Origin of the sequence: Stenotrophomonas sp. CFBP8994 (genome assembly GCF_034044835.1) — a bacterium.
Lineage (GTDB): Bacteria > Pseudomonadota > Gammaproteobacteria > Xanthomonadales > Xanthomonadaceae > Stenotrophomonas > Stenotrophomonas rhizophila_A.
On sequence record NZ_JAXCWT010000001.1, the window covers coordinates 619,245 to 642,309 of the forward strand.

19 protein-coding genes and 1 tRNA gene are annotated in these 23,065 nt (G+C 67.1%); 10 read left to right on the forward strand and 10 right to left on the reverse strand.

Annotated elements, in window-relative coordinates; genetic code table 11:
- Nucleotides 1–29 precede the first annotated feature (29 nt).
- Nucleotides 30–1,517 (reverse strand): ribonuclease G, encoded by a 1,488-nt coding sequence (rng, locus tag SOM39_RS02960; RefSeq protein ID WP_068853541.1) that lies wholly within the window; start codon nucleotides 1,515–1,517, stop codon nucleotides 30–32.
- Nucleotides 1,510–2,091, reverse strand: coding sequence for a Maf-like protein (locus SOM39_RS02965; protein ID WP_320457422.1), 582 nt, complete (start codon nucleotides 2,089–2,091; stop codon nucleotides 1,510–1,512). Before SOM39_RS02965 ends, rng begins: the two co-directional genes overlap by 8 nt.
- Before the next feature lie 130 nt (nucleotides 2,092–2,221).
- Between SOM39_RS02965 and SOM39_RS02970 the strand changes: the two genes are divergently transcribed.
- From SOM39_RS02970 to SOM39_RS02980, 3 genes are all read left to right on the forward strand, one after another.
- Complete coding sequence (locus SOM39_RS02970; RefSeq protein ID WP_320457423.1) at nucleotides 2,222–2,956, forward strand: SIMPL domain-containing protein; 735 nt, start codon at nucleotides 2,222–2,224, stop codon at nucleotides 2,954–2,956.
- A gap of 232 nt (nucleotides 2,957–3,188) precedes the next feature.
- Complete coding sequence (locus SOM39_RS02975; protein WP_320457424.1) at nucleotides 3,189–3,845, forward strand: energy transducer TonB; 657 nt, start codon at nucleotides 3,189–3,191, stop codon at nucleotides 3,843–3,845.
- 182 nt (nucleotides 3,846–4,027) lie between these two features.
- Nucleotides 4,028–6,856, forward strand: a complete 2,829-nt coding sequence (locus tag SOM39_RS02980; protein WP_320457425.1) for a TonB-dependent receptor — start codon at nucleotides 4,028–4,030, stop codon at nucleotides 6,854–6,856.
- A gap of 103 nt (nucleotides 6,857–6,959) precedes the next feature.
- On the opposite strand, the gene SOM39_RS02985 is transcribed toward SOM39_RS02980, so the two are convergent.
- From SOM39_RS02985 to SOM39_RS03020, 8 genes are all read right to left on the reverse strand, one after another.
- A tRNA-Asn gene (locus SOM39_RS02985) sits at nucleotides 6,960–7,036 on the reverse strand.
- Nucleotides 7,037–7,093: 57 nt separating this feature from the next.
- The gene (gene rlmH / locus SOM39_RS02990; protein ID WP_068853546.1) at nucleotides 7,094–7,564 is read right to left on the reverse strand and encodes a 23S rRNA (pseudouridine(1915)-N(3))-methyltransferase RlmH; all 471 of its coding nucleotides are present in this window, start codon (nucleotides 7,562–7,564) and stop codon (nucleotides 7,094–7,096) included.
- A gap of 65 nt (nucleotides 7,565–7,629) precedes the next feature.
- A complete protein-coding gene (gene rsfS, locus SOM39_RS02995) occupies nucleotides 7,630–8,025 on the reverse strand; it encodes a ribosome silencing factor (protein ID WP_184126665.1) in 396 nt (131 codons plus the stop codon).
- Between the two features lie 97 nt (nucleotides 8,026–8,122).
- Nucleotides 8,123–8,788 (reverse strand): nicotinate-nucleotide adenylyltransferase, encoded by a 666-nt coding sequence (nadD, locus tag SOM39_RS03000; protein WP_320457426.1) that lies wholly within the window; start codon nucleotides 8,786–8,788, stop codon nucleotides 8,123–8,125.
- A gap of 5 nt (nucleotides 8,789–8,793) precedes the next feature.
- Complete coding sequence (gene holA, locus SOM39_RS03005; RefSeq protein ID WP_320457427.1) at nucleotides 8,794–9,831, reverse strand: DNA polymerase III subunit delta; 1,038 nt, start codon at nucleotides 9,829–9,831, stop codon at nucleotides 8,794–8,796.
- A gap of 28 nt (nucleotides 9,832–9,859) precedes the next feature.
- On the reverse strand, nucleotides 9,860–10,492 hold the full coding sequence (gene lptE, locus SOM39_RS03010) for an LPS assembly lipoprotein LptE (RefSeq protein ID WP_320457428.1): 633 nt from the start codon (nucleotides 10,490–10,492) through the stop codon (nucleotides 9,860–9,862).
- A 96-nt stretch (nucleotides 10,493–10,588) separates the two neighbouring features.
- Entirely contained in the window at nucleotides 10,589–13,228 is a 2,640-nt protein-coding gene (gene leuS / locus SOM39_RS03015; protein WP_217537117.1) for a leucine--tRNA ligase, read from the reverse strand.
- 190 nt (nucleotides 13,229–13,418) lie between these two features.
- Nucleotides 13,419–14,030: a DUF998 domain-containing protein gene (locus SOM39_RS03020; protein WP_320457429.1), complete on the reverse strand. Its 612-nt coding sequence runs from the start codon at nucleotides 14,028–14,030 to the stop codon at nucleotides 13,419–13,421.
- Nucleotides 14,031–14,150: 120 nt separating this feature from the next.
- On the opposite strand from SOM39_RS03020, the gene trxA reads away from it, so the two are divergent.
- From trxA to SOM39_RS03055, 7 genes are all read left to right on the forward strand, one after another.
- Entirely contained in the window at nucleotides 14,151–15,008 is an 858-nt protein-coding gene (gene trxA, locus SOM39_RS03025; RefSeq protein WP_320457430.1) for a thioredoxin, read from the forward strand.
- Between the two features lie 139 nt (nucleotides 15,009–15,147).
- Nucleotides 15,148–16,812, forward strand: coding sequence for a FecR family protein (locus tag SOM39_RS03030; protein ID WP_320457431.1), 1,665 nt, complete (start codon nucleotides 15,148–15,150; stop codon nucleotides 16,810–16,812).
- Nucleotides 16,809–18,449, forward strand: coding sequence for a CHASE2 domain-containing protein (locus SOM39_RS03035; protein ID WP_320457432.1), 1,641 nt, complete (start codon nucleotides 16,809–16,811; stop codon nucleotides 18,447–18,449). Before SOM39_RS03030 ends, SOM39_RS03035 begins: the two co-directional genes overlap by 4 nt.
- Nucleotides 18,450–18,685: 236 nt before the next feature.
- Nucleotides 18,686–19,531 carry a hypothetical protein gene (locus tag SOM39_RS03040; RefSeq protein WP_320457433.1) on the forward strand — a complete coding sequence of 282 codons (846 nt, stop codon included), beginning with the start codon at nucleotides 18,686–18,688 and terminating at the stop codon, nucleotides 19,529–19,531.
- A gap of 185 nt (nucleotides 19,532–19,716) precedes the next feature.
- Nucleotides 19,717–20,172 (forward strand): DUF4442 domain-containing protein, encoded by a 456-nt coding sequence (locus tag SOM39_RS03045; protein WP_320457434.1) that lies wholly within the window; start codon nucleotides 19,717–19,719, stop codon nucleotides 20,170–20,172.
- Between the two features lie 129 nt (nucleotides 20,173–20,301).
- On the forward strand, nucleotides 20,302–20,979 hold the full coding sequence (locus SOM39_RS03050) for a DUF502 domain-containing protein (RefSeq protein ID WP_068853557.1): 678 nt from the start codon (nucleotides 20,302–20,304) through the stop codon (nucleotides 20,977–20,979).
- 153 nt (nucleotides 20,980–21,132) lie between these two features.
- Nucleotides 21,133–23,049, forward strand: coding sequence for a DUF885 domain-containing protein (locus tag SOM39_RS03055; protein ID WP_320457435.1), 1,917 nt, complete (start codon nucleotides 21,133–21,135; stop codon nucleotides 23,047–23,049).
- Nucleotides 23,050–23,065 lie beyond the last annotated feature (16 nt).

A 23,065-nucleotide genomic window follows, 5' to 3' on the forward strand; every position in this document is an offset into this window, starting at 1 on the left:
CGGCGCACCACTGCGCGGGCCGGCTCAGGTCACAGCAGCACGACATCGAACTGCTCCTGCAGGTACTGCTCGTCGGCCTGGAAGCGGATCGACTTGCCGAGGAATTCCTCCAGTTCGGCCACCGCCGAGGATTCCTCATCGGTGATCCGCGCCACGACCTTGGACGAGGCGATCACCAGCAGGCGCGCGGCATCGAACTGGCGCACGGCCCGGGTGATCTCACGGAAGATTTCGTAGGTGACCGTTTCCGCGGTCTTGATCGACCCGCGCCCGCTGCATTCCGGGCACGGCTCGGACAGCTGGCGCTCCAGGCTTTCCACGGTGCGCTTGCGGGTCATTTCCACCAGCCCCAGCGGCGAGAACTCATACACCGTGGTCTTGGCATGGTCGCGCGCCAGCGCCTTCTCCAGCGTGCGCAGCACCTGGCGGCGGTGCTCGGCGTCATCCATGTCGATGAAGTCGATGATGATGATCCCGCCGAGGTTGCGCAGGCGCAGCTGGCGCGCCACCGACTGCGCGGCCTCGAGGTTGGTGCGGAACACCGTTTCCTCCAGGTTGCGCTGGCCCAGGAACGAGCCGGTGTTGACGTCGATGGTGGTCATCGCCTCGGTCTGGTCGATCACCAGGTAGCCGCCGGATTTGAGCGGCACCTGCTTGTCCAGCGCGCGGCCGATCTCATCCTCCACCCCGAACATGTCGAAGATCGGGCGGTCGCCGCTGTACAGCTCCAGCTTCTCGGCCAGCACCGGCATGTACTTGGCCACGAAGGCCTGCAGCTGGGTGAAGGTCTCCTTGGAGTCCACCTTCACCTTGTCCACGTCCTTGCGGATCAGGTCGCGCACCGAACGCAGCGGCAGGCTCAGGTCTTCATAGATCACGCTGCACGGGGCCGCCTCGCGGCCACGGCGCTCGACCACGTTCCAGACCCGTGACAGGTAGGCGATATCTTCGGCAATCGCCTCGGCCGGCTGGCCTTCGGCGTTGGTACGCACGATGTAGCCGTAACCACCGTGCTGGGCCGACAGTTCGGTGACCAGCGTCTTGAGCCGGGCACGCTCGGCCTCGTCCTCGATCCGCGCCGATACTCCGACCACCTTGGATTGCGGCAGCAGCACCATGTAACGCGAGGGAATGCTGATCTGGGTGGTCAGGCGCGCGCCCTTGGTGCCGATCGGGTCCTTGACCACCTGCACCACGATGTCCTGGCCGTCGCGCAGCAGCTCCACGATCGGCACCGACGACGGTGGCGGCAGCGTGGTGCCCTCGGTATCGGGGCTGGCCACCGGGGCCGGCCGTACCACGTCGTTGGCGTGCAGGAACGCGGCGCGCTCCAGCCCGACCTCGACGAAGGCCGCCTGCATGCCGGGCATCACCCGCTGCACCTTGCCCTTGTAGATGTTGCCCACCACCCCGCGGCGCCAGCCACGTTCGATGTGCAGTTCCTGCAGCATGCCGTTTTCGATGACGGCCACGCGGGTCTCGCGTGGGGTGACGTTGACCAGGATTTCTTCAGACACCGGCGACTCCCTTCGATTCAAATGCCTGCAGCAACTGCTCGGTCTGTTGCAGGGGCAAGCCCATGACACCCGAATAGCTTCCCGCCAGGTGGCGGATGTAACGCTCGGCCCCGCCCTGGATGGCGTAGGCCCCGGCCTTGCCCATCGGTTCGCCGCTGGCCACGTAGGCGGCAATGGCCGCCTCGTCCAGCGCGATGAAACTCACCTCCGACACGACCATCACCGCCTGCTCGGCGCCGGCGGCGACCAGCGCCGCGGCGGTCATCACCTGGTGGGTGCGGCCGGACAAGCGACGCAGCATGGCGGCGGCATCGGCGGCATCGACCGGCTTGCCGAACACCTCACCGTCCAGCACAACTTCGGTGTCCGCGCCCAGCACCAGCGCGTCGGGGTCGTGGACCACCTGCGCCAAGCCGGCACGGGCCTTGTCGATGGCCACGCGCTGCACGTAGTCCTGGGCGGTTTCCCCGGCGGCCCGTACTTCGGGCACATCCAGGTCCAGCGCGCGGAACGGTCGGTCCAGGCGCGCCAGCAGTTGGGTTCGTCGGGGCGAACGAGAGGCGAGATAAAGCATCGCGGAAGCATAACCTGCGGGCCCTGTCTGAATCGCGAGCAACGCCTCCGAATCGTCATCAACCCCGATAAACCTCACCAGACGTTCATCGCTCCGACACCAACCTCAACGCCTTCACATGGAGATGCATATGCGCCGCCCGACCCTGTCCCCGCTGCTGCTTGCCCTGTCCCTTGCCCTGGGAACCTCGATGACCGCCCACGCCCAGACCCCGCCTGCCATCGCCGTCCCGGCCGACAGCACCCTGCTCAACATCTCGGCCAACGCCGAAGCCCGCCGCGTGCCCGACGTGGCCACGCTGTCGGCCGGCGTGGTCACCCAGGCCACCGACGGCAACACGGCCATGCGCCAGAACGCCGACCAGATGGTCAAGGTGCTGGCCGCGATCAAGGCCGCCGGCATCGCCGAGCGCGACGTGCAGACCAGCGGGGTCAACCTCAGCCCGCAGTACCGCTACGCGGAAAATGAAGCGCCGAAGATCACCGGCTACCAGGCCAGCAATACCGTCAGCCTGAAGGTGCGCGACATCGCCAAGCTGGGCAAGGTACTCGACGCACTGGCCGCACAGGGCGCCAACCAGATCAACGGCCCGCAGTTCGAGATCGACCAGCCCGAACCGGTCTATGACGAAGCCCGCCTGGCCGCACTGAAGAAGGCCCAGGCCCGCGCCGAGACGTACGCCAAGTCGCTGGGCCTGCGCGTGCGCCGTATCGTCAGCATCTCCGAAAGCGGCGGCGGCAACTTCCGGCCGGTGATGATGCGCGCCGCAGCCGCGCCGATGGCCGCCGATGTTTCCACTCCGGTGTCGCCGGGCGAATCAACGGTGTCGGTCAACCTGGACGTGGTGTTCGACCTGGGCCGGTAAGCCCGCCCGGTGTTCGACCTGGGCCGGTAAGCCCGCCCGGTATTCGACCTGGGCCGGTGAGCCCGCCCGGTAGCAGCGGACCGTTGGTCCGCTGTGTTCCTGACCGGCAGCCAAACACCCACGCCACCCCTGCCTTCCGGCCCGCGCCGGGCTGCGGTATTGCTGTCATTGCGGGGCCCGGGCCCCTGCACGTTGATGTTCCCGCACGCACATCTGGCAAGGAGAGTGGCGCATGGTCCGTACGCATCCCCCGGTGGTACCGCTGCAAATCGACGTCCCGCGCGTGCTTGGCTGGAGCACCGCGCTGGCCCTGCACCTGCTCGCCCTGATGCTGCTGCTGATTCCCGCCGCCTACGTGGCTGCCCCGCTGCCCCGCGAGCGGACGGTGGTGAACCTGATCACCCCACCGGTGCCGCAACCGGAGCCGCCGCTGCCGATCCCCCCACAGGAACCGGTGCCGGTCCGTGCGCCGACCGCCACCCCGCGCGTGGCCCCGCTGCCGCTGCCCACCGCCAGCGCAGACGACGTACTGGCCGTGCCGCCTCTGCCGGCCAGCGACGTACAGACGCCGACCCTGGCGCCGGTCGAGCCGGCGCCGGCCGCCTCCGGTGACGGCGCGCAGCTGCAGTACCGCACCGCACCGCCGCCGAGCTACCCGATCGCCGCCATCCGGGCCGGGGAGCAGGGGACGGTCACCCTCCGGGTGCAGGTCGACGCCGACGGCAAGCCGACCTCCGTCTCCATCGAACGAAGCAGTGGTTCGCGTGCGCTGGACCATGCTGCGCGGCAGCAGGTGCTGCGCAACTGGCGCTTCGTGCCGGCCCAGGTCAACGGGCAGGCCGTGCCGGCCGTGGGCCTGGTCCCGGTGAGCTTCTCGCTGCCGCAGTAACGTCAGGAATGCGGGGTCCCCAACCCGGGACCCCGCGCTTCTTTGACGGCCATCACCAATTGCGCGAATTAAGCAATTTTTCACGTTTACGTCACCTGTTGGAAACCTAGATTGGCGCCGACGCGTCAATCCGTTGACGGCGCCCAGCCCAGACCCCAGGTTGTCCAGTCAGGAGAGAAGCTGTGAAACACCCGATCCAACAACGCTACAGCGGCAACCGTCGCAATCCGCTTGCCCACTCCATTTCTTCGGCCCTTGCTGGCGGCGTGCTGCTGCTGGCCGGCGCCTTCGCCTCCTCCTCGGCCCTGGCCCAGGAACAGGCCACCAACCTGGACCGCATCACGGTCACCGGGTCGAATATTCCCCGCACCAACACTGAAACCCCCTCGCCCGTGCAGGTAGTGACGCGCCAGGACATCGACCGCAGCGGCAAGACCACCGTGGCCGAGTACCTGCAGACGCTCACCTCCGACGGCGCCGGCTCCATTCCCAAGACCTTCGGCAACGGCTTTGCCGGCGGCGGCGCGGGCATCTCGCTGCGCGGCCTGGGTGCCGGCTCCACACTGGTGCTGTTGAACGGCCGCCGCATGGCCACCTACGGCCTGGCCGATGACGGCCAGAAGGTCTTCACCGACCTGAGCACCATCCCGCTGGACGCGGTCGAGCGTGTGGAAGTGCTCAAGGATGGCGCATCGGCGATCTACGGCTCCGACGCCATCGCCGGCGTGGTCAACATCATCCTGCGCAGCGATTTCGATGGCGTGATCCTGCGCGGTTCGTACGGTCTGTCCGGCGACAGCGATGGCGACGCAAAGAAGGCCACCCTGACCGCCGGTACCGGTGACCTCGCCGAAGACGGCTGGAACGCCTTCTTCAGCCTGGACGTCGGCAAGACCGATGCAATCAAGATCAGCGACCGCAAGGATCGCAAGTGGATCGGTACCGGTGACCTGCGCCGCTGGGGCATCGCCGCCTCCGACGCGCAGTTCCTCAGCGGCGCATTCCTTAACGGCGCCACCAGCGGCGGCGCCGGCCCGAACGGTTCAGTGTTCGACGACCGCAACGTGGATGCCGACAACCCGGCCTTCCTGGTACCGCTGCCGGGCTGCCAGTCCGTGACCAACATCCCGGGCCAGACCGATGCCTCGATCGCCGAAGACGGCTGTCTGTACGATGCGGCCCAGCAGTTCCGCGACCTGAGCCCGAAGGAGGAATACGTCAACGTATTCGGCCGCGCCAGCTTTGCATACGGCGAAGGCGGCGAGATCTACACCGAGATCGGGTACTCCAAGAAGGAAACGGTCTTCAGCAACACCCCGTCCGGCGTGTCCGGCAGCTGGGGCTATCCCGGCGGCCCGGTCAACGCCAGCAGCGGCCCGGGTGCGGTCGTGCTGGGGCCGACCCATCCCGACAACCCGATCCCGGGCCAGGACTCGCGCCTGCGCTATTCGGCCTGGGACGTCGGCCCGCGCGTGACCACCAACACCAATGAGTTCACCCGCTTCCTGGTCGGCACCAAGGGCAACTGGGGCGAGTGGGGCTACGACACGGCCTACCTGCATTCGAGCACCAACCTGGTCAACAAGCGTGACGGCTTCCTGCGCTACAGCGCCGTGCAATGCGCGCTCGGCGACCCGGCCTGCGCGGGTGGGGTCTGGCGCATCGGCGACAACGCCGGGCAGAACTCGCAGGCGCTGTACGACTACATTTCGCCGCAGATCCAGGCCAACGCCAAATCCAGCCTGGACATGTTCGACTTCACCGTTTCGCGCAGCCTGATGGACCTCAAGGGCGGCCCGCTCGGCCTGGCGATCGGTACCGAATGGCGCAAGACCAGCAACAGCCTGACCCCGCAGACCTATACCGACGTGGGCGACATCATCGGCCTGGGCTACTCGGCCTATGACGGCACCCAGAACGTGTACGCCGGCTACGTGGAACTTTCCGCGCCGGTGCTGGAGCAGCTGGAGTTGTCGGGCGCCGTGCGTTACGACAAATATGAAAGCGGCGAAGGCAAGGCCACCCCGAAGTTCGGCGTGAAGTGGACCCCGGTGGACTGGGTGGCACTGCGTGCCACCTACGCGGAAGGCTTCCGCGCGCCGAATCCTGCCGAGAACGGCGACGGCGGCCTGGCGGCGTTCTCCACCGCACGTGATCCCGTGCGTTGCGCGGCCAGCCCGCCGGCGGATGTGACCACCAACTGCGGTGCACGCCCGGTGGCCATCATCACCAGCCCGAACCCGGACCTGAAACCGGAAGAGTCCAAGAGCTATTCGTTCGGCATCGTGCTGCAGCCGACCTCGACCACGTCATTGACGGTGGATGCATGGGAAATCAAGCGCACCAATGAGATCGCGCAGGGCAGCACTGCCGACGCGATCGCAGCGGGCAGCGTGCTGCGCGACACCGACCTGATCAACGGCATCCCCGGCACCGGCACCATCCTGGCGGTGAATACCGCCTACGTGAACGCCAACTCGTCGCGGGTGCGCGGTATCGATACCGATATCCGCCAGACCTTCGACGTCGGCCCGGGCCAGCTGGAGATGGACCTGCAGTGGAGCCACGTGCTGAAGTTCGAACGCACTGAAGGCGACAACACGGTCGATTACGTGGGCACGCACGGCAACTGCGACGTGACCAACTGCATCGGCACGCCCGAAGACCGCATCAACTTCGGCACCACCTGGAAGCAGGATGCGTGGAGCGTGAGCGGCGTGGTCAACTACATCAGCAGCCTGGAGAACAAGGACCGCCGCGGTGGCGATTACCTCGCGTTCTATGCCGATGGCACGCCGGTGGAGAAGATCTCCTCGTTCACCACGTTCGACCTGTCCGGTCGCTACAACATCACCGACGCGTTCGAACTGAACGCCTCGGTGCAGAACGTGTTCGACCGCACCGCCCCGCTCGACCCGACCACCTACGGCGGGGTGAACTACAACCCGCTGCACTTCAGTGGCGCGATCGGCCGTTACTTCACGGTGGGTGCGAAGTACACCTTCAACTGACCCCTGCTGGTGTGAAACGAAAAGCCCGGGCATTGCCCGGGCTTCTTCGTTCATGGGTCACAGGCAAAAAAAAGCCTCGCATCGCTGCGAGGCTATTAAAACTTGGCGCCCGAAGTTGGACTCGAACCAACGACCCCCTGATTAACAGTCAAGTGCTCTAACCGGCTGAGCTATTCGGGCGGGGTGCAAATTGTAACCAGTTTTTCGCAGCTTGTAACCCGTCTGCGCAGAATTTCTTCACGCGCGGTGATACGGGTGGTTGGCCAGCATCGCCGCTGCGCGATACAGCTGTTCGGCCACCACCAGCCGCACCAGCATGTGTGGCAGGGTGAGCGGGCCGATGGACCATTTTTCATCGGCCAGCGCGGATACTTCGGGCGAATGCCCTTCCGGGCCGCCAATCAGGAACGCCAGGTCCCTGCCCTGCCCGCGCCAGTGCTCCAGGCGCTGCGCCAGCTGCTCGGAGCTGAGTTGCTTCCCCGGTACATCCAGCGCCACCACATACGCGTTCTTGGGCAGCGCGGCGATCACCCGCTTGCCTTCGTCCTCGGTGGCGCGACGCGCATCGCGTCCCTTGCCACGCAGGCCCGGCTCGATTTCCACCAGCTCGAACGGCAACCAGTGCGAGAGCCGCTTCTGGTACTCGGCAAAACCCTGCGCCACCCAGCTGGGCGCGCGTTCACCGGTGGCGATCAGCCTGGCTTTCATCGTCATGCTCCTTCAAATGACAACGGCGCCACCCGGCGCCGTTGTCGTCACCACGTGCGCAACGCTCAGCGCGCAGCGTAGTCGTCTTCTTCGTCGCCCTCGTCGAGCAGGCTCGGCGGCTGGTCGCCCACCGTCCACAGGCGCTCCAGCGCGTAGAACTCGCGCACGCGCGGCAGCATCACATGCACCAGCACGTCGCCCAGGTCAACCAGCACCCACTCGGCTTCGCGCTCGCCTTCCACGCCCAGCGGCATGATGCCGAGGTTCTTGGCGAACTTGACCACTTCGTCGGCAATCGACTTGACGTGGCGGCTGGAGGTGCCCGAGGCGATCACCATGAAATCGGTGACGCTGGACTTGCCGATCACGTCGATCTCGACCACGTCCCTGGCCTTCAGTTCTTCGGTGGCCTGGCGCACGCACTCCAGCAGCTGCTGGGTGGACGGTGCCGGGTTCGGCATGGTGACCTTGATGGTCTGGGGCTGGGCTTGGTCGCTCAAAGCAGGGAGACTCGATAAATGTGGGGCCGATTATACGGGGCGGAGGAGCTGAACGTGTTCACGGCGTACGGACCCCGTACAGGCCATGGCGGGCGATGTAATCGGCCACCGGAGGTGGCAGCAGCCCGCGCCAGTCCCCGTCAGCGGCGATCCGCTCCCGCACGGCCGTGGCGGATTCGTTGCGCAGCGGGGCGTGCAGGCGCAACACGCGCCCTGCGGGGGCGCTGAACAGCGCCTTGTCGGTGTCTGCCCAACGCCCCTCCAGCGCCTGCTGCAGCGGGGCCGGCAGGGCCTGCTCCAGCGAGCTTCCCGGGCGGTCGGCCACGATGAAGTGCGCCAGCTCGAACAGGTCCTCCCACTGGTGCCAGCTGGGCAGGCCCAGCAGGCTGTCGGCGCCTACCAGCCAGGCGATGGGCTGGCGCGGGCCCAGCTCGGCACGCAGCTCGCGCAGCGTGTCGACGGTGTAGGAAGGGGTCGCCGGCTGGCGCTGGGCGCGTACCAGCTCGCGCCGGTCCAGCAGCAGTCCCGGCTCACCGCCGATCGCCAGCGCCAGCATCTCCGCCCGCTGGGCGGCATTGGCACCGGGGGCCTGCCGGTGCGGCGGATCGGCCGCCGGCAGCAGGCGCACGGCGACCTGCAACTGGTCGCGCGCCGCCCGCGCGATGGCCAGATGCCCCAGGTGCACCGGGTCGAAGGTCCCACCGTAATGGATGCGCAGGCCCACGGGGCTCAGGCGCGCGCGAGCAGGCGTACCGCGCGCGCTTCGGCCACGGCCACCAGCAGCCGCTCCAGGCCCAGCCAGGCATCGCCGTCGGCGCGCCCCTTGGCCATGCGGTCCACCAGCCCGGCCTCAGCGACGAAGCGCTCCCAGCGTTTGGCTTCCGGGTGCCGCTGCAGCGCGCGTTTGAACGGCGCCTGGCGCGATTCCCAGATGCCGCGGCTCTTCATTTCGGCCGCCAGGTTGCCACCGCGCGCCTGCACCCTGGCCAGCGCGGCGGTGGACAGCATCTCGCGGATCACCATCGGCATCAGCGCGGCCACCGCCTCGCCTTCGCCGCGCAGCCCAGCCAGCATCCGCAGCACCCCCGCCGGTTGCCCGGAGAACGTGGCTTCCAGCAGGCGGAACACGTCGTAGCGGGCGGCGTCGGCCACCAGCGATTCCATGGTGTCCACATCCAGGGTCTGGCCACTGGCCAGCAGCGCCAGCTTGTCGATTTCCTGCGCGGCCGCCAACAGGTTGCCCTCCACCCGCTCGGCCAGCCGCTGCACGGCGGCCGGGTCCGCGCGCAGGCCCTGCTGGCGCAGGCGACGTTCGATCCAGTCCGGCAGCTCGTGCGGCTTGATCGCCCAGGCCACCGACAGCACGCCGACGCGGTTCACCGCCTCGGCCCACTTGCCCTGGTGCGCCTTGCTCCATTCGTTGCAGGTGATCAGCAGGATCACGTCCGGCGCCGGGTTGGCGCAGAACTGGCTGATGACTTCCCCACCCTCCTTGCCCGGCTTGCCGGTCGGCAGGCGCAGCTCCACCAGCCGGCGCGCACTGAACAGGCTGGGGGCATTGAAGGTGGCGTCAAGCTGGTTCCAGTCGAAATCGCGGCCGTCGGCATCGAACACTTCGCGTTCGCTGATGCCGTCGGCGCGGGCCCGCGCACGCACCGCATCGGCCGCTTCCAGCACGCGCAGCGTTTCCGGCCCGGCTATCAGGTATACCGGCGCCAGGGCCTGGCTGGCCGGCTGGCTGGCAAGCTGTTCGGGGCGCAGTTCCATCGTGCGGCCGGTCCGCCGGGCGGGCCGGTCAGCCGCCCTGCGGCGGCTTGACGGCCGGCACTGCGGCCGGAGGCGTGGTCGACGGCGCGGTCGACGGCACGCCGGCAGGCGCCGCTGCCGGATCGGCGGTCGGCTTGGCCGGCGGGTTGAGCCGCCCGCGCTCCAGCTCGGCACGTACCACGCTGTCGATGCGGCGCATGATCGACGCCGACATCTCACGGCGCAGTTCGTCGGCCAGGATCTCGCGTTCGGTGGTGGTGCCGGTCGCATCGCTGGGCGGCGACACATAGTCGCGCGACAGCTCGATCACCTGCTGCGGGACCAGGTCGCTGCCGTCTTCGCGACGGAACACGAAGATCACCGCGTAGCGCAGGCTGAATTCCTGGGCACGGCCCTGTGCGTCGATGGCGATGGGCAGGTCGCCCCAGCGCTCGGACAACACCTGCAGCTGTGCGGCCGGTTCCTTGCTGTCGGCTTCGGCAATGGTCGCGCCCGATGCCATCAGGCCGCGACGCAGCAGCTTGGCCAGTTCGCTGTAGGGCGCCGTGGAGACCACCTTCACCGCCGCCGTATCGGCCGGCAGCATCAGCTTGTTGCGCAGGTGGAAGCCACAGCCGGCGAGGGTAGCGGTAAGAACAAGGGCAAGCAGGAATCGGGTCATGTTCACAGTCTGGAGGAGCCGGGCGAAGCCGGCAACAGAAAATTGGATGCCGATACGATGCCCGACCCTGCGTGAACGAAGCACGTAGAGCGGGGCTTACCCCGCCACGATGTTCACGATCTTGCCCGGCACGATGATGATCTTGCGCACGGTCAGCCCGTCCAGGAACTTCGCCGCATTCGGCTCGGCCAGGCCCAGTGCCTCGATCTGGTCGCGCGCGGCATCGGCGGCCACCTCGATGGTGCCACGCAGCTTGCCATTGACCTGCACGGCCAGGGTCACCGCATCACGCACCAGCGCGCCGGCATCGGCCTGCGGGAACGGCTGGTCTTCCAGCAGCGTTTCGCCATGGCCCAGCAGCTGCCACAACGCATGGCTGGCATGCGGGGTGATCGGGTTGAGCAGCAGCACGGTGGCCTGCAGCGCTTCCTGGCGGACCGCACGGCCCTGGTCGGAGCTGTCATCGAACCTGGCCAGCGCGTTCATCAGCTCCATCACCGCGGCGATGGCGGTGTTGAAGCTGTGGCGGCGGCCGTAGTCGTCGCCGACCTTGCCGATGGTTTCGTGGGTCTTGCGGCGCAGCGCCTTCTGTTCGGCGGTCAGCGCCGCCAGGTCCAGCGCCGGGGCAACCCCCTCGTCCGCGTGCTTCTGCACCTGCGTCCACAGCCGGCGCAGGAAGCGCGCCATGCCGTCCACGCCCGCTTCGTTCCACTCCAGCGACTGTTCCGGCGGTGCGGCGAACATCGAGAACAGGCGCACGGTGTCGGCGCCGTAGCGGCTCACCATGGCCTGCGGGTCCACGCCATTGTTCTTGGACTTGGACATCTTCTCGGTGCCGCCGATCTCCACCGGCTGGCCATCGGCGATCAGCACCGCGCCGGTGACGCGGCCGCGCTCGTCGCGCCGCACGTCCACGTCGGCCGGGTTGATCCAGTCCTTGGACCCGTCCGGGTTCTGGCGGAAGTAGGTATCGGCGATGACCATGCCCTGGCACAGCAGGTTCTGTGCCGGTTCGTTGCTGTCCACCATGCGCGCATCGCGCAGCAGCTTGTGGAAGAAACGGAAGTACATCAGGTGCAGGATCGCGTGTTCGATGCCGCCGATGTACTGGTCCACCGGCAGCCAGTAGTTGCCGCGCTTGTCCACCGCGTCACGCGCACCCGGGGAGGTGTAGCGGGCGTAGTACCAGCTCGATTCCATGAAGGTATCGAAGGTATCGGTCTCGCGCTCGGCCGCGCCACCGCAATCGGGGCAGGTGGTCTTGCGCCATTCCGGATCAGCCTTGATCGGCGAACCGGTTCCGACGAAGTTGACGTCTTCCGGCAGTACCACCGGCAGCTGCTCTTCCGGCACCGGCAACGCGCCGCACTTGGGGCAGTAGATCACCGGAATCGGGCAACCCCAGTAACGCTGGCGGCTCACGCCCCAGTCGCGCAGGCGGTAGTTCACCCGGCGCTGGCCCTGGGCCTTGCGCTCGAAGCGTTCAGCCAGCGCCTCGAAGGCGCCCTGGAAATCCAGGCCATCGAATTCGTCGGAATTGACCAGCTCGGTCTCGCGGGTCTTGTCGCCGTACCAGTCCTGCCAGTTGCGCGGGTCGTAGGCGGTTTCGTCCTTGCGCGGCGACTTCAGCGCGATGACCTGGCGGATCGGCAGGTCGTACTTGTTGGCGAATTCGAAGTCGCGCTGGTCGTGCCCGGGAACGGCCATCACCGCACCGGTGCCGTAGCCCATCAGCACGAAGTTGGCCACCCACACCGGCACCTGGGCGCCGGTGACCGGGTGCACCGCGCGCAGGCCGGTGTCCATGCCGCGCTTTTCCTGGGTTTCCAGTTCAGCCTCGGACACGCCGCCCTGCTTCATCTCGGCCAGCAGCGCGGCCAGCGCCGGGTTCGACTTCGCCGCATGCAGGGCCAGCGGATGCTCGCCTGCAATCGACACGAAGGTCACGCCCATCACCGTGTCCGGGCGGGTGGTGAACACGCGCACCGAATCCAGCGCGCTGCCGTCGGCATCGCGCACGTCGAACTGGATCTCCAGCCCTTCGGAGCGGCCGATCCAGTTGCGCTGCATGGTCTTGACCGATTCCGGCCAGCCCGGCAGTTCATCCAGGCCGTCCAGCAGTTCCTGGGCGTAATCGGTGATGCGCAGGAACCACTGCGGAATCTCGCGCTTCTCCACCAGCGCGCCGGAGCGCCAGCCACGGCCGTCGATGACCTGCTCATTGGCCAGCACGGTCTGGTCGACCGGATCCCAGTTCACCACCGCGTTGCGGCGGTAGGCCAGGCCCTTGCGCATCAGCCGGGTGAACATGCGCTGTTCGTGCACGTAGTATTCGGGCGTGCAGGTGGCGAACTCGCGCGACCAGTCGATCGCGTAGCCCATCGACTTGAACTGCCCACGCATGTGTTCGATGTTGGCGTAGGTCCACTTGGCCGGCGCGGTCTTGTTCTTGATCGCCGCGTTCTCGGCCGGCAGGCCGAACGCATCCCACCCCATCGGCTGCAGCACGTTGTGGCCGGTCATCCGCTTGTAGCGGCTGATCACATCGCCAATGGTGTAGTTGCGCACGTGGCCCATGTGCAGCGCGCCCGACGGGTACGGCAGCATCGAAAGGCAGTAGTACTTCGGCTTGTCCGAGGCCTCGTTCACCTCGAAGGCGCGCGTGGCGTCCCAGAATTTCTGGGCGGCGGATTCAACCTGCTGCGGATCGTATACGTTGGGTTCGACGCTGGTCATGGAAAACACAGTTGCGGCGGCAAAGCGGCACAGCGTACCGCAGTGCGGCAAAGGGCTCCAATCATCGACGCTACGAATACAGGACTGGAATGGCATCCCGTTGATAAATCAAGGAATTACCCATTTCCGGATTATCTACAACGGTCATCCCGCGCGCGCACCCGCGTGGATTGCGGCCGAATCCGCCAGTTCAGTCGTGGCGGACCTTGCTGGCCACTGGCAGCGCCGCCGCCAGCCACACCGCCCACGCAACGAAGGCGACGCGCTGCGCCACCGGCGCCGGAATGACCGCCTGCAGCACGAAGGCACCCACCAGTACGGCCAGCCCCGCAGACACGTGCAGTGCCGCCAGCCGCCCCCAGCCCGGCAGGCGCCGCGCCCCGAAGCCGGCCATCAGTGCGCCCGGCACGAACGCCAGCACCCAGACCATCCACGCGCTGGCGTGGAACTGGCTGGCCGGGCTCTGGATGTCGGTGGGATCCAACGGCAGCACGCCCATCGCGGCGAAGGCCAGCCCGGACAGCACCAGCATCTGCCCGCCCACCCGCATCGTCCACGGCGCGGTGACCGGCACCCGCGCCAGCAGGCGCATGGCCACCACCGCGGCCAGCAGCCCAGGCAGCACGAAGCCAAGCAGGTCGAAGGCCACCGCGTGCGGCACCCCGGTCGCACCCAGCAGCGCCACCGGGTGCCCCAGTGGCAGGTAGCCCGGCAGTAGCGCGCCAAAGCCCAGCACCGAGGCCAGGAACAGCACCGCAGCCAAGGCGCCCAGCAGCGGATCGAAACGTTGCAGTGTCTTCATGCGGCCATTCTCCGCCAGCGTGGCGCCATCGCCTATAGGGCAACGCCGACCGATTGGGGTTGCTTCTCGATATCGCCGGCACCATACACTGCGTACATCTTTATCGTTGATCATCCGACCATGAGCGAACTGCCCCACGTCTTTGATGCCACCACCGAAACCTTCGAAGCACAGGTGCTGCAGAAGTCGCTGCAGACCCCGGTGCTGGTCGATTTCTGGGCCACCTGGTGCGAGCCCTGCAAGACCCTGGGCCCGATGCTGGAAAAGCTGGCCGGCGAGTACAACGGCGCTTTCGAGCTGGCCAAGGTCGACGTGGACAAGGAGCAGCAGATCGCGGCGGCCTTCCAGATCCGCTCGGTGCCCACCGTGTTCCTGGTCAAGGGCGGCCAGCTGGTGGATGGGTTCCCCGGTGCGATCCCCGAAGGCCAGCTGCGCGAGTTTCTTGCCCAGCACGGCATCAGCCCCGCCGAAGCCCCGGAAGCTGCGGCTGACGAGCCCGCACCACTGGATCCGCAGGCCCGCGTGGACGTGCTGCGCGCCGGCATTGCCGCCGAGCCGGACAAGGAGGAGCTCAAGCTCGACCTGGCCCTGGCCCTGCTGCAGACCGGCGCCACCACCGAAGCCAGCGCGTTGATCGATGCGCTGCCGGCCAACCTGTCCACCGACGACCGTGCCGTGCGCGCCCGCGCCCGCCTGGATTTCGCCAAGGCCCTGCAGGACGCCCCGGCACCGGAGCAGCTGGACGCGCGCATCGCGGCCGATGGCGGCGACCTGCAGGCCCGCCACCTGCGCGGCGTGCAGCAGCTGCTGGGCGGTGAAGACGAAGCCGCGCTGGAGCAGTTCCTGGCCATGTTGCGGAAAGACGGCAGCTACAGTGACAACCTGCCGCGCAAACTGCTGATCGATGCCTTCAAGGTGATCGACGACGCCGCGCTGGTCGGTCGCTACCGCCGTTCGATGGCCGCGCTGGTGTTCTGAGCGCGCCCGCCGTTCAGAATCCCTGCACCGGCAGCGGTCAATAATGTGATCGCGGTCTAACTTTCGACCGCGATCCATTCGGGGGGATGCGGTCTGGCCATGGGGGCCCTACGGCTCGGCCCCGCCTCCAGGGGCACAGATGACCGTGAGTTCGACCCGCTTCCCGCGCCTGCGCGCCCGTTCGATCCGCCTGCTGACGCTGCTGGCGCTGCTGCTGTCCGCCTTCCCCGTGCTGGCCCAGGACTGGACCTACCGGGTCCGCCCCGGCGACACCCTCTGGGACCTGGGCGGGCGTTACCTCAAGCCGGATGTGCCCTGGGCACACCTGCAGGCGCACAACCGCGTCGCTGACCCTTACCGGCTGCCCCCGGGCACTCCGCTCCGGTTTCCCATCGCCTGGCTGCGCGTGCAGCCTGCGCCCGCCCGGGTGCTGGCCGTGCGCGGCGCCGTGCAGGCCCGGCTGGGCGACAGCGGCGCATTGCGCCCTGTGGTGGACGGCGAACGGCTGGGCATCGGCACGCACCTGATCACCGGGGCAGATGCCAGCGTGACCCTCGCCTTCGCCGACGACTCGCGCCTGCAGCTGCGCGAGCACTCGCACCTGCGCCTGGACCAGCTCAGCCGTTACGGCCACACCGGCATGGTGGACACCCGCCTGCGCCTGGAACAGGGCCGCAGCAGCAACCGGGTCACCCCCGCCAAGGGCCCGGCCTCGCGCTACATCATCGATGCCCCGACCGCGACCAGCAGCGTGCGTGGCACGCAGTTCCGGGTCAGTGCCGGCGGTCAGGGCCGCATGGCCGCCACCGAGGTACTGGAAGGCCGCGTGCAGGTCGGCAACCGGCGCGGCGAGCGACTGGTTGCCCACGGCCAGGCCACCCGCAGCCGGGCGCTGGACGCCCGTCCCGACATGCCCGAGGCGCTGCTGCCCGCCCCTGTCCTGGCCCGCACTGGACTGCGCCTGGACCCACTACCGGCCCACATTGCGTGGGAAACAGTAGCGCAGGCCACCCAGTACCGGGTAGAAGTAGTGCGCGCCGATCAGCCGGAGATCCTCGTGTTCGCCAGGGACACCGCCGACACCACCATGACCGTGCCCGACCTGCCGCCCGGACTGCTGCGGCTGCTGGTGCGTGCGGTCAGTGCCGATGGCGTGGAAGGCCTGGATGCGCAGGCCGATTTCGAAGTGCGCGACCAGCCGGCGCCGCCGCTCACGGTGCGCCCGGTCAATGGCGAAACGATCACCAGCCCGCGCCCGCGCTTCGAGTGGAGCCAGGTGGAAGGCGCCGCCAGCACCGTGCTGCAGGTTGCCACCGAGCCGCAGTTCCTGCAGCCGGTATTGGAGCAGGAAGGACGCGGCACCCGCGTGCGTGCTGCCGAAGACCTGCCCCCCGGCGACTATTTCTGGCGCGTGGCCTCGCGCGACGGCAGCGGACACCGCGGCCGCTTCGGCCAGCCGGTGGCGCTGGGCATCAGTGACGCGCCGGTGGACCCCGGCCTGCAGCCGCCGCAGGCAGCCAGGGGCCAGCTCACCCTGCGCTGGCAGGCAGGCGAACCCGGCCAGCGCTACCGCGTGCAGTTGGACAAGCGTGGCGACTTCGCCCAGCCGCTGCTCGACCAGCAGGTGGACCAACCCGAGGTCACGCTCAAGCGGCCATGGCACGGCACCCTGCACGTGCGCGTGCAGACGATTGATGACGACGGCTACGGCGGCCCGTTCTCGCCTGCGCAGCAGGTCGCGCTGCCCTGTCGTACCTGCTATGGCGCCGGTGCCGGCGCGCTGCTGCTGCTCCTGCTGCTGTGAGGCCGCTCACGCTCTCCTGGCCCCGGCGCATCGTGCTCGCGGTGCTGGTGGGCGTGCTGGCGGCGGCCGCCAGCCACGGGCAGTGGTTCTGGAAGCAGGATGAAGCGATCTACGACACCTACGTCGGTTCCTGGGAATACACACCCGATCCGCGCCTGCTGGTGGTGGCCATCGACGACAGCAGCCTGCAGCAGCTCGGCCAGTGGCCGTGGCCGCGTTCGACCCATGCGCGGCTGCTGGACCGCCTGACCGCAGCCGGCAGCCAGCGCGTGGTGCTGGACCTGCTGCTGTCCGAACCGGACCGCCAGGACAGCGCGCAGGATGCCGAACTGGCGGCGGCGATCCGCCGCAATGGGCATGTGGTACTGCCGGTGTTGGCCGCGCCATCGAGCGGGCCGCGCATGGCCGAGGAACTGCTGCCGATTCCGTTGATCGCCGCCAACGCCTCGATGCTGGGCCACAGCGATGTGGAAGTGGAGGCCGATGGCGTTACCCGCGGGCTGTACCTCACCGCAGGCATCGGCTCACCGCACTGGCCTGCGCTGGGGTTGGCGCTGGCCAACACGCGCGGACCGCTGCCCGGGCTGATCGATACCCGCCCACCCCATGACGCGCCCTACCAATGGCACCGCAACCACTACGTGCGCGTGCGCTTCGCCGGCCCGCCGGATCGCTTCCCGCAGGTGTCGTACGCGGATGTGCTGAACGGCGATGTCGCGCCGGAACTACTGCACGACCGTCTGGTGCTGGTGGGCATGACCGCCAGCGGCATCACCCCGCGCCTGCTTACCCCGACCACCCGCGAGCGCTGGATGAGCGGCACCGAATACCAGGCCAACGTGGCGTCGATGCTGCTTTCCGGGAATGTGATCAGCGTATTGGCGCCCTCATGGCAGGCAGCCTTGAGCGGGCTGCTGGTGGCGTTGTGTGCGCTGGGCCTGACCCTGCCGCGCGCGGTGGCCAGCGCCCTGCTGGCCCTGCCACTGGCGCTGCTGTCCAGCTTCGTGCTGCTGCGTGCCGGCCACCTGTGGTTCGCGCCCGCTGCAGCGCTGACCTGCATGCTGGCCGTGATCTGCGCGTGGGTGCTGTGGCGGATCGCCGCGTGGCGCCGGCAGGCCAACAGCGATGGCCTGACCGGGCTGGGCAACCGCGTGCGTTTCGAACAGACCCTGCAGCAGGAACATGATGCCGGCCGCCGCAGTGGTCGCCCGCTGACCCTGGTGCTGATCGATGTGGACCACTTCAAGCAGCATAACGACCTGCATGGGCATCATGCCGGCGATGCGGTGCTGCGCCGGATCGCCAGCGAGATACGCGCGCATGCGAGGAGACCGCGCGACATGGCCGCGCGCTTTGGCGGTGACGAGTTCGCGCTGGTGTTGCCCGATACGACGTCGGAAGGCGCGGTCCAGGTCGTCGAAGACCTGATCGCCGCCGTGCGCGGCATGCACCTGTCGCCCGCCACGCAGCCGCACGCGCAGATCACCCTCAGCGTGGGCCTCTACACCCACACCCCCGATGCCGGCAGCGAGCCGCGCCATTACTTCGAAGGCGCCGACGCAGCGCTGTACCGCGCCAAGGCCGCAGGTCGCGATGGCTACGCCACCGGCAACATGGAAACGGACAACAGCGCGTAGAGCCACGCCCTGCGTGCCTGCTCTACGTTCCGGCACCGCACAGCCACGCACGGCGTGGCTCCACCGTTCCAGACGCGATCAGCCATTCAAACATGCACTTCGTCACACTCATTCCGGCACTGCGTTGCCGAAGTGTTTTCACGACACGCGCGTTCGTTGAATTCCTATACCCCGCCATCACCCCAGCTGCTCCACTTCGCCTACCCCGCGCGTGCGGGTTGGCAAGGAGCTGGACCATGAAGAAGATGCTGTGGTTGTTGCTGGCGGCGATGCCGATGCAGGCGGTCGCCAACGAGGAAGATCCGATCGCGTACAAGTGCTACTACTGCACGCCGGATGAGATGGAGGATGTGGCGTTGGCGCAGGGGGTTGGTAGGCACTATGTGTATGACGCGCAAAACTTGTCCATATCCGGGTACAACGTGGTTAGAGCTGGGCAGCTACTGGTCGCCGAATCGTTTGCAGCCGAAGATTGGGTAGAGAGTCAGTTCTTGGGAATGATGGCTCTGTACAGCGGATACAGCGGTGACATGAAGGCATCGATCCAAGACGTCACATTGCTTGCGCCGGGCACCGAGCATGGCAGACGTCACAGCTACCTGTGGGGACACCACCTCTCTTCATTGAATCCAGATCATGCGACGGCCCGTGAATACGTGCATCGCTTTCTGGCGACCCTTCCTCGCCTACAGTTTCTGAACACGTCCACATCCTCAGGGAAGCTATTGAGGTTCGAGTACATGCTGGGTGACGCGCGGCCGATCCTTGCAGAGTTGTCCTTCTACAGCCGGGATGATGGGCGGGCCAACTTTTATTTTGATCACCACGCACGGCGGTGGGTTTATCAAAGCGCCGAATCGTATTCTTTTCAGGGGAACATTCAAGAAAAAAGAGAAGACTTCGCGCCGATAGAGGGCGAGAAGTGGTTTCATTTCTCCCGCAGTCAGCGGGAACTGGCTGAAGCATTTATTGAACGCGCTTTGTGGGCCCATATTCCGGTCCACGGAACGCTACCGGACACTGGGGATTTACGCTTCGTCTGCAGGCGCGCCGGTGACGACATCCAGTGCTATGTCGACTAAAAAACTTGTTGCAGCAGCCTTAGGCACTGCCTCGCAAAGGCCGATCATGACTTAGCGGTGCAGTCTCCTCGATCAACGGTCGACCCGGAAGTAGGTCGGCCGTTGCCCTACCGGTGGACGCGTATTGCAAACCATACGGTAACGGATGGTAATCTCTCTGCACTTCCCCTGCCAATCACCACTGTATGAAAGCCAGCCTGTTCCGCCATGGACTCAACCTGTGGCCGCCGTTCCTGTTTGCCGGCATCCATGTTTCGCAGGTCACGCCCGACTACCGGTTTGTCCGGGTGGAGCTGCGGATGCGGCCGTGGAACAAGAACTATGTGGGCACGCACTTTGGCGGCAGCCTGTTCGCCATGACCGATCCGTTCTGGATGCTGACCGTCATGCAGAACCTGGGGCGCGATTATTACGTGTGGGATCGGGCGGGTGAGATCGAGTTCCTCAAGCCTGGCCGTGGGACGGTAACCGCCGAGTTCCGGCTGGATGAGGCGCTGCTGGATCAGTTGCGGGCAGCTACCGCCGGTGGTGAGAAGTATCTGCACTGGTTCAGCAATGACATTGTCGATGCGCAGGGTGAAGTCGTTGCGCGGGTGCGCAAGCAGGTGTACATCCGGTTGAAGCCACAGGCGCGCGTTTGACGTGCGGCCGGTAGAGCGGCAATCGTGATCCAGTCCATTTCACCGCAGTCAACACAGAATTCCCCGACAGGACGCATTCTGCGGTGGCTGGCCGCGTAAACCGGGCCCGCGCCCCGCTACAATGCGCCGATGTCGCCTGAAGCCCCCCACCTCGTACCGCGCCCCTCCCTGCAGCGCCTGTTCCTGACCGGCCTGCTCACCCTGCTGCCGATCTGGTTGACCTGGGTGGTCATCAAGTTCGTGTTCGTGCTGCTCTCGGGCATCAGCAGCCCGGTGGTGGTGCCGCTGTCGGCGCAGATCGCCGCCTCGTTCCCGCATTACCTGGGCTGGGTCAAGGTCGAGTGGATGCAGAACGTGTTCGGGCTGCTGGCCACGCTGCTGGTCATCCTGAGCGTGGGCGTGCTCAGCCGGCGCGTGATCGGCCAGCGCCTGCTGCGCTGGTTCGGTGCGGTGATCAAGCGCATTCCGCTGGCCAGCATCATCTATGAAAGCGCCAAGAAACTGCTGGACATGCTGCAGACCGAGCCGGGCACTACCCAGCGCGTGGTGCTGATCGACTTCCCGCACCGGGACATGAAGGCGGTGGGCCTGGTCACCCGGGTGATCCGTGAACAGGGCACCGGCCGCGAGCTGGCGGCGGTGTATGTGCCGACCACCCCCAACCCGACCTCCGGGTATCTGGAAATCGTGCCGGTGGAGCTGCTGACCCCGACCGACTGGACAGTGGACCAGGCGATGAGCTTCATCATCTCCGGTGGGGCTGTGGCGCCTGAAACCGTGCCGTTTACGCGGGCTGGGGAGCGCTGAATAGGGGTTTTCGGGCTTCGGCCCGCGCTGCGTGGGACGCGCGTGGCGTGTCTCTACGCTGTACGCCGGCATCCTGAGCGGGGCGCTGAGGTGGTTGTGTCCGGCTGAATCAGGCAAGCTCCCGGGTCTGTATAGGATTTACGGAAGCATTCGATGCCCCACCCCGCCCGTGCCTTGGCGCTCGTGATTGCCTCACTGCTGGTCTTCACTGCCGCTGCCCCGGCCGAAGCCGCCAAGAAGAAGGCCAACCGGCCCGCCGCCGCACAGACGCGCCAGGCCAAGCCCAAGGCCAAACCCCGCGCCCGCCCCGCCGCCGCGCCCGCGCGGCAACCGCTGGTGCGCCAGCAGACCAAGGCCGCCCAGCTCGAGCGCATCTACGACGAGTACTGGGACGCCTCGATGCGGCTCAACCCGCTGCAGGCCACGTTCCAGGGCGATGCCCGCCACAATGACCAACTGCCGAACATCCTCTCGGCCGCCTACCGCCAGCAGTCGCATGACTTCACCGAACAATGGCTGGGCAAGGTCGAGAAGATCGGCCCGGACGGCCTCACCGGCCAGGACCTGCTGAGCTACCAGATCTTCGTGCGCGATGCGCGCATGTCGCTGGCGGCCGAGAAGTACCCGGGCTGGATGCTGCCGGTGAGCCAGTACTACAACCTCGGCAGCATCATGGCCATCCTGGGTTCCGGCTCAGGCGCGCAGCCGTTCAACACCGTGCAGGACTACGACACCTGGTCCAAGCGTTCGCTGGGCATTCCGCCACTGTTCGACCAGGCCATCGCCAACATGCGCGAGGGCATGCGTGCCGGCGTGGTGCAGCCGCGCGACCTGATGGAGAAGGTGCTGCCGCAGCTGGATGCGGTGATCAAGCCCACCGCCGAAGAAAGCATCTTCTGGGCGCCGGTGCGCAACATGCCTGACGATTTTCCCGAAGCGGACAAGGCGCGCATCACCGCCGACTACAAGCGCATGATCGAGTACCGGCTGATGCCGGCCTACCGCGCGCTGCGCGGCTTCATCGCCACCGAATACCTGCCGGCCACCCGGAAAACCGATGGGCTGTCCGCGCTGCCCAATGGCATGGCGTGGTACACCCAGAACATCGTGCAGAGCACCGCCAGCACGCTCACCCCGCAGCAGATCCACGCGCTGGGCGAACAGCGCGTGGCCAGCCTGCAGGAGCAGATTGCGGCGGTGATGAAGGAAAACCGCATCCGCGGCTCGCAGCAGAAGCTGCTGCGCAGCATGCGTACTGACAAGAACTTCCAGTACGCCACCCCCGATGCACTGTTGATGCGCTACAAGCAACTGCAGCAGCAGGTGGGCGCGCGCCTGCCTTCGCTGCTGGATACGCTGCCCAAGGCACCCTTGGAAATCCGCCCGGTGGAAGCCGACCGCGCCGCCAGCGCTGCCGCCGTGAGTTACCAGCCGTCGCTGCCCGACGGCATGCGCCCGGCCGTGCTGTACGTGAACACCAATGCCCTGCCCAGCCGCCGCACCTGGTCGGCGCCGGCGCAGTACCTGCACGAAGGCATTCCCGGCCACCACGTGCAGCTGGGGCTGCAGCAGGAACTGGACAAGCTGCCGCGCTTCCGCCGCCTCGGCGGCGACGTGGCCTTCGTGGAAGGCTGGGGCCTGTATGCCGAATCGCTGGGTGACGAACTGGGGGTCTATCAGGATCCCTACGCAAAGATCGCCTACCTGCAGGGTGCGTTGACCCGCAGTGCGCGCATGGTGGCCGATACCGGCGTGCACGCGCAGGGATGGAGCAAGAAGCAGGCGGTGGACTATCTGGTCAAGACCGCCGACATGCCGGTGGAAGATGCCACCGCCGAGGTGGAGCGCTTCATGGCCCTGCCCGGCCAGACTCTGGCCAATGGTCTGGGCGAGCTGAATATGATGGAGCTGCGCGACAAGGCCAAGGCATCGCAGGGTGCGGCGTTCAATCCGCGCCGGTTCCATGCCGAGGTGCTGCGCGATGGCTCGATGCCGCTGGATATCCTGGAGGCGAAGATAGAGCGCTGGCTGGCCGCGCCGGCCACCAGCGAGGCACCGCCCTCGCGTTGAAACGGAGTGCGGGCCG

What these genes read in the sequence shown, in the direction of transcription:
- SOM39_RS02965 (WP_320457422.1), bottom strand. Translation starts at nt 2,091, where the DNA reads ATGCTTTATCTCGCCTCTCGTTCGCCCCGACGAACCCAACTGCTGGCG.
- SOM39_RS02970 (WP_320457423.1), top strand. Translation starts at nt 2,222, where the DNA reads ATGCGCCGCCCGACCCTGTCCCCGCTGCTGCTTGCCCTGTCCCTTGCC.
- SOM39_RS02975 (WP_320457424.1), top strand. Translation starts at nt 3,189, where the DNA reads ATGGTCCGTACGCATCCCCCGGTGGTACCGCTGCAAATCGACGTCCCG.
- rlmH (WP_068853546.1), bottom strand. Translation starts at nt 7,564, where the DNA reads ATGAAAGCCAGGCTGATCGCCACCGGTGAACGCGCGCCCAGCTGGGTG.
- rsfS (WP_184126665.1), bottom strand. Translation starts at nt 8,025, where the DNA reads ATGCCGAACCCGGCACCGTCCACCCAGCAGCTGCTGGAGTGCGTGCGC.
- holA (WP_320457427.1), bottom strand. Translation starts at nt 9,831, where the DNA reads ATGGAACTGCGCCCCGAACAGCTTGCCAGCCAGCCGGCCAGCCAGGCC.
- lptE (WP_320457428.1), bottom strand. Translation starts at nt 10,492, where the DNA reads ATGACCCGATTCCTGCTTGCCCTTGTTCTTACCGCTACCCTCGCCGGC.
- leuS (WP_217537117.1), bottom strand. Translation starts at nt 13,228, where the DNA reads ATGACCAGCGTCGAACCCAACGTATACGATCCGCAGCAGGTTGAATCC.
- SOM39_RS03020 (WP_320457429.1), bottom strand. Translation starts at nt 14,030, where the DNA reads ATGAAGACACTGCAACGTTTCGATCCGCTGCTGGGCGCCTTGGCTGCG.
- trxA (WP_320457430.1), top strand. Translation starts at nt 14,151, where the DNA reads ATGAGCGAACTGCCCCACGTCTTTGATGCCACCACCGAAACCTTCGAA.
- SOM39_RS03030 (WP_320457431.1), top strand. Translation starts at nt 15,148, where the DNA reads ATGACCGTGAGTTCGACCCGCTTCCCGCGCCTGCGCGCCCGTTCGATC.
- SOM39_RS03040 (WP_320457433.1), top strand. Translation starts at nt 18,686, where the DNA reads ATGAAGAAGATGCTGTGGTTGTTGCTGGCGGCGATGCCGATGCAGGCG.
- SOM39_RS03045 (WP_320457434.1), top strand. Translation starts at nt 19,717, where the DNA reads ATGAAAGCCAGCCTGTTCCGCCATGGACTCAACCTGTGGCCGCCGTTC.
- SOM39_RS03050 (WP_068853557.1), top strand. Translation starts at nt 20,302, where the DNA reads ATGTCGCCTGAAGCCCCCCACCTCGTACCGCGCCCCTCCCTGCAGCGC.
- SOM39_RS03055 (WP_320457435.1), top strand. Translation starts at nt 21,133, where the DNA reads ATGCCCCACCCCGCCCGTGCCTTGGCGCTCGTGATTGCCTCACTGCTG.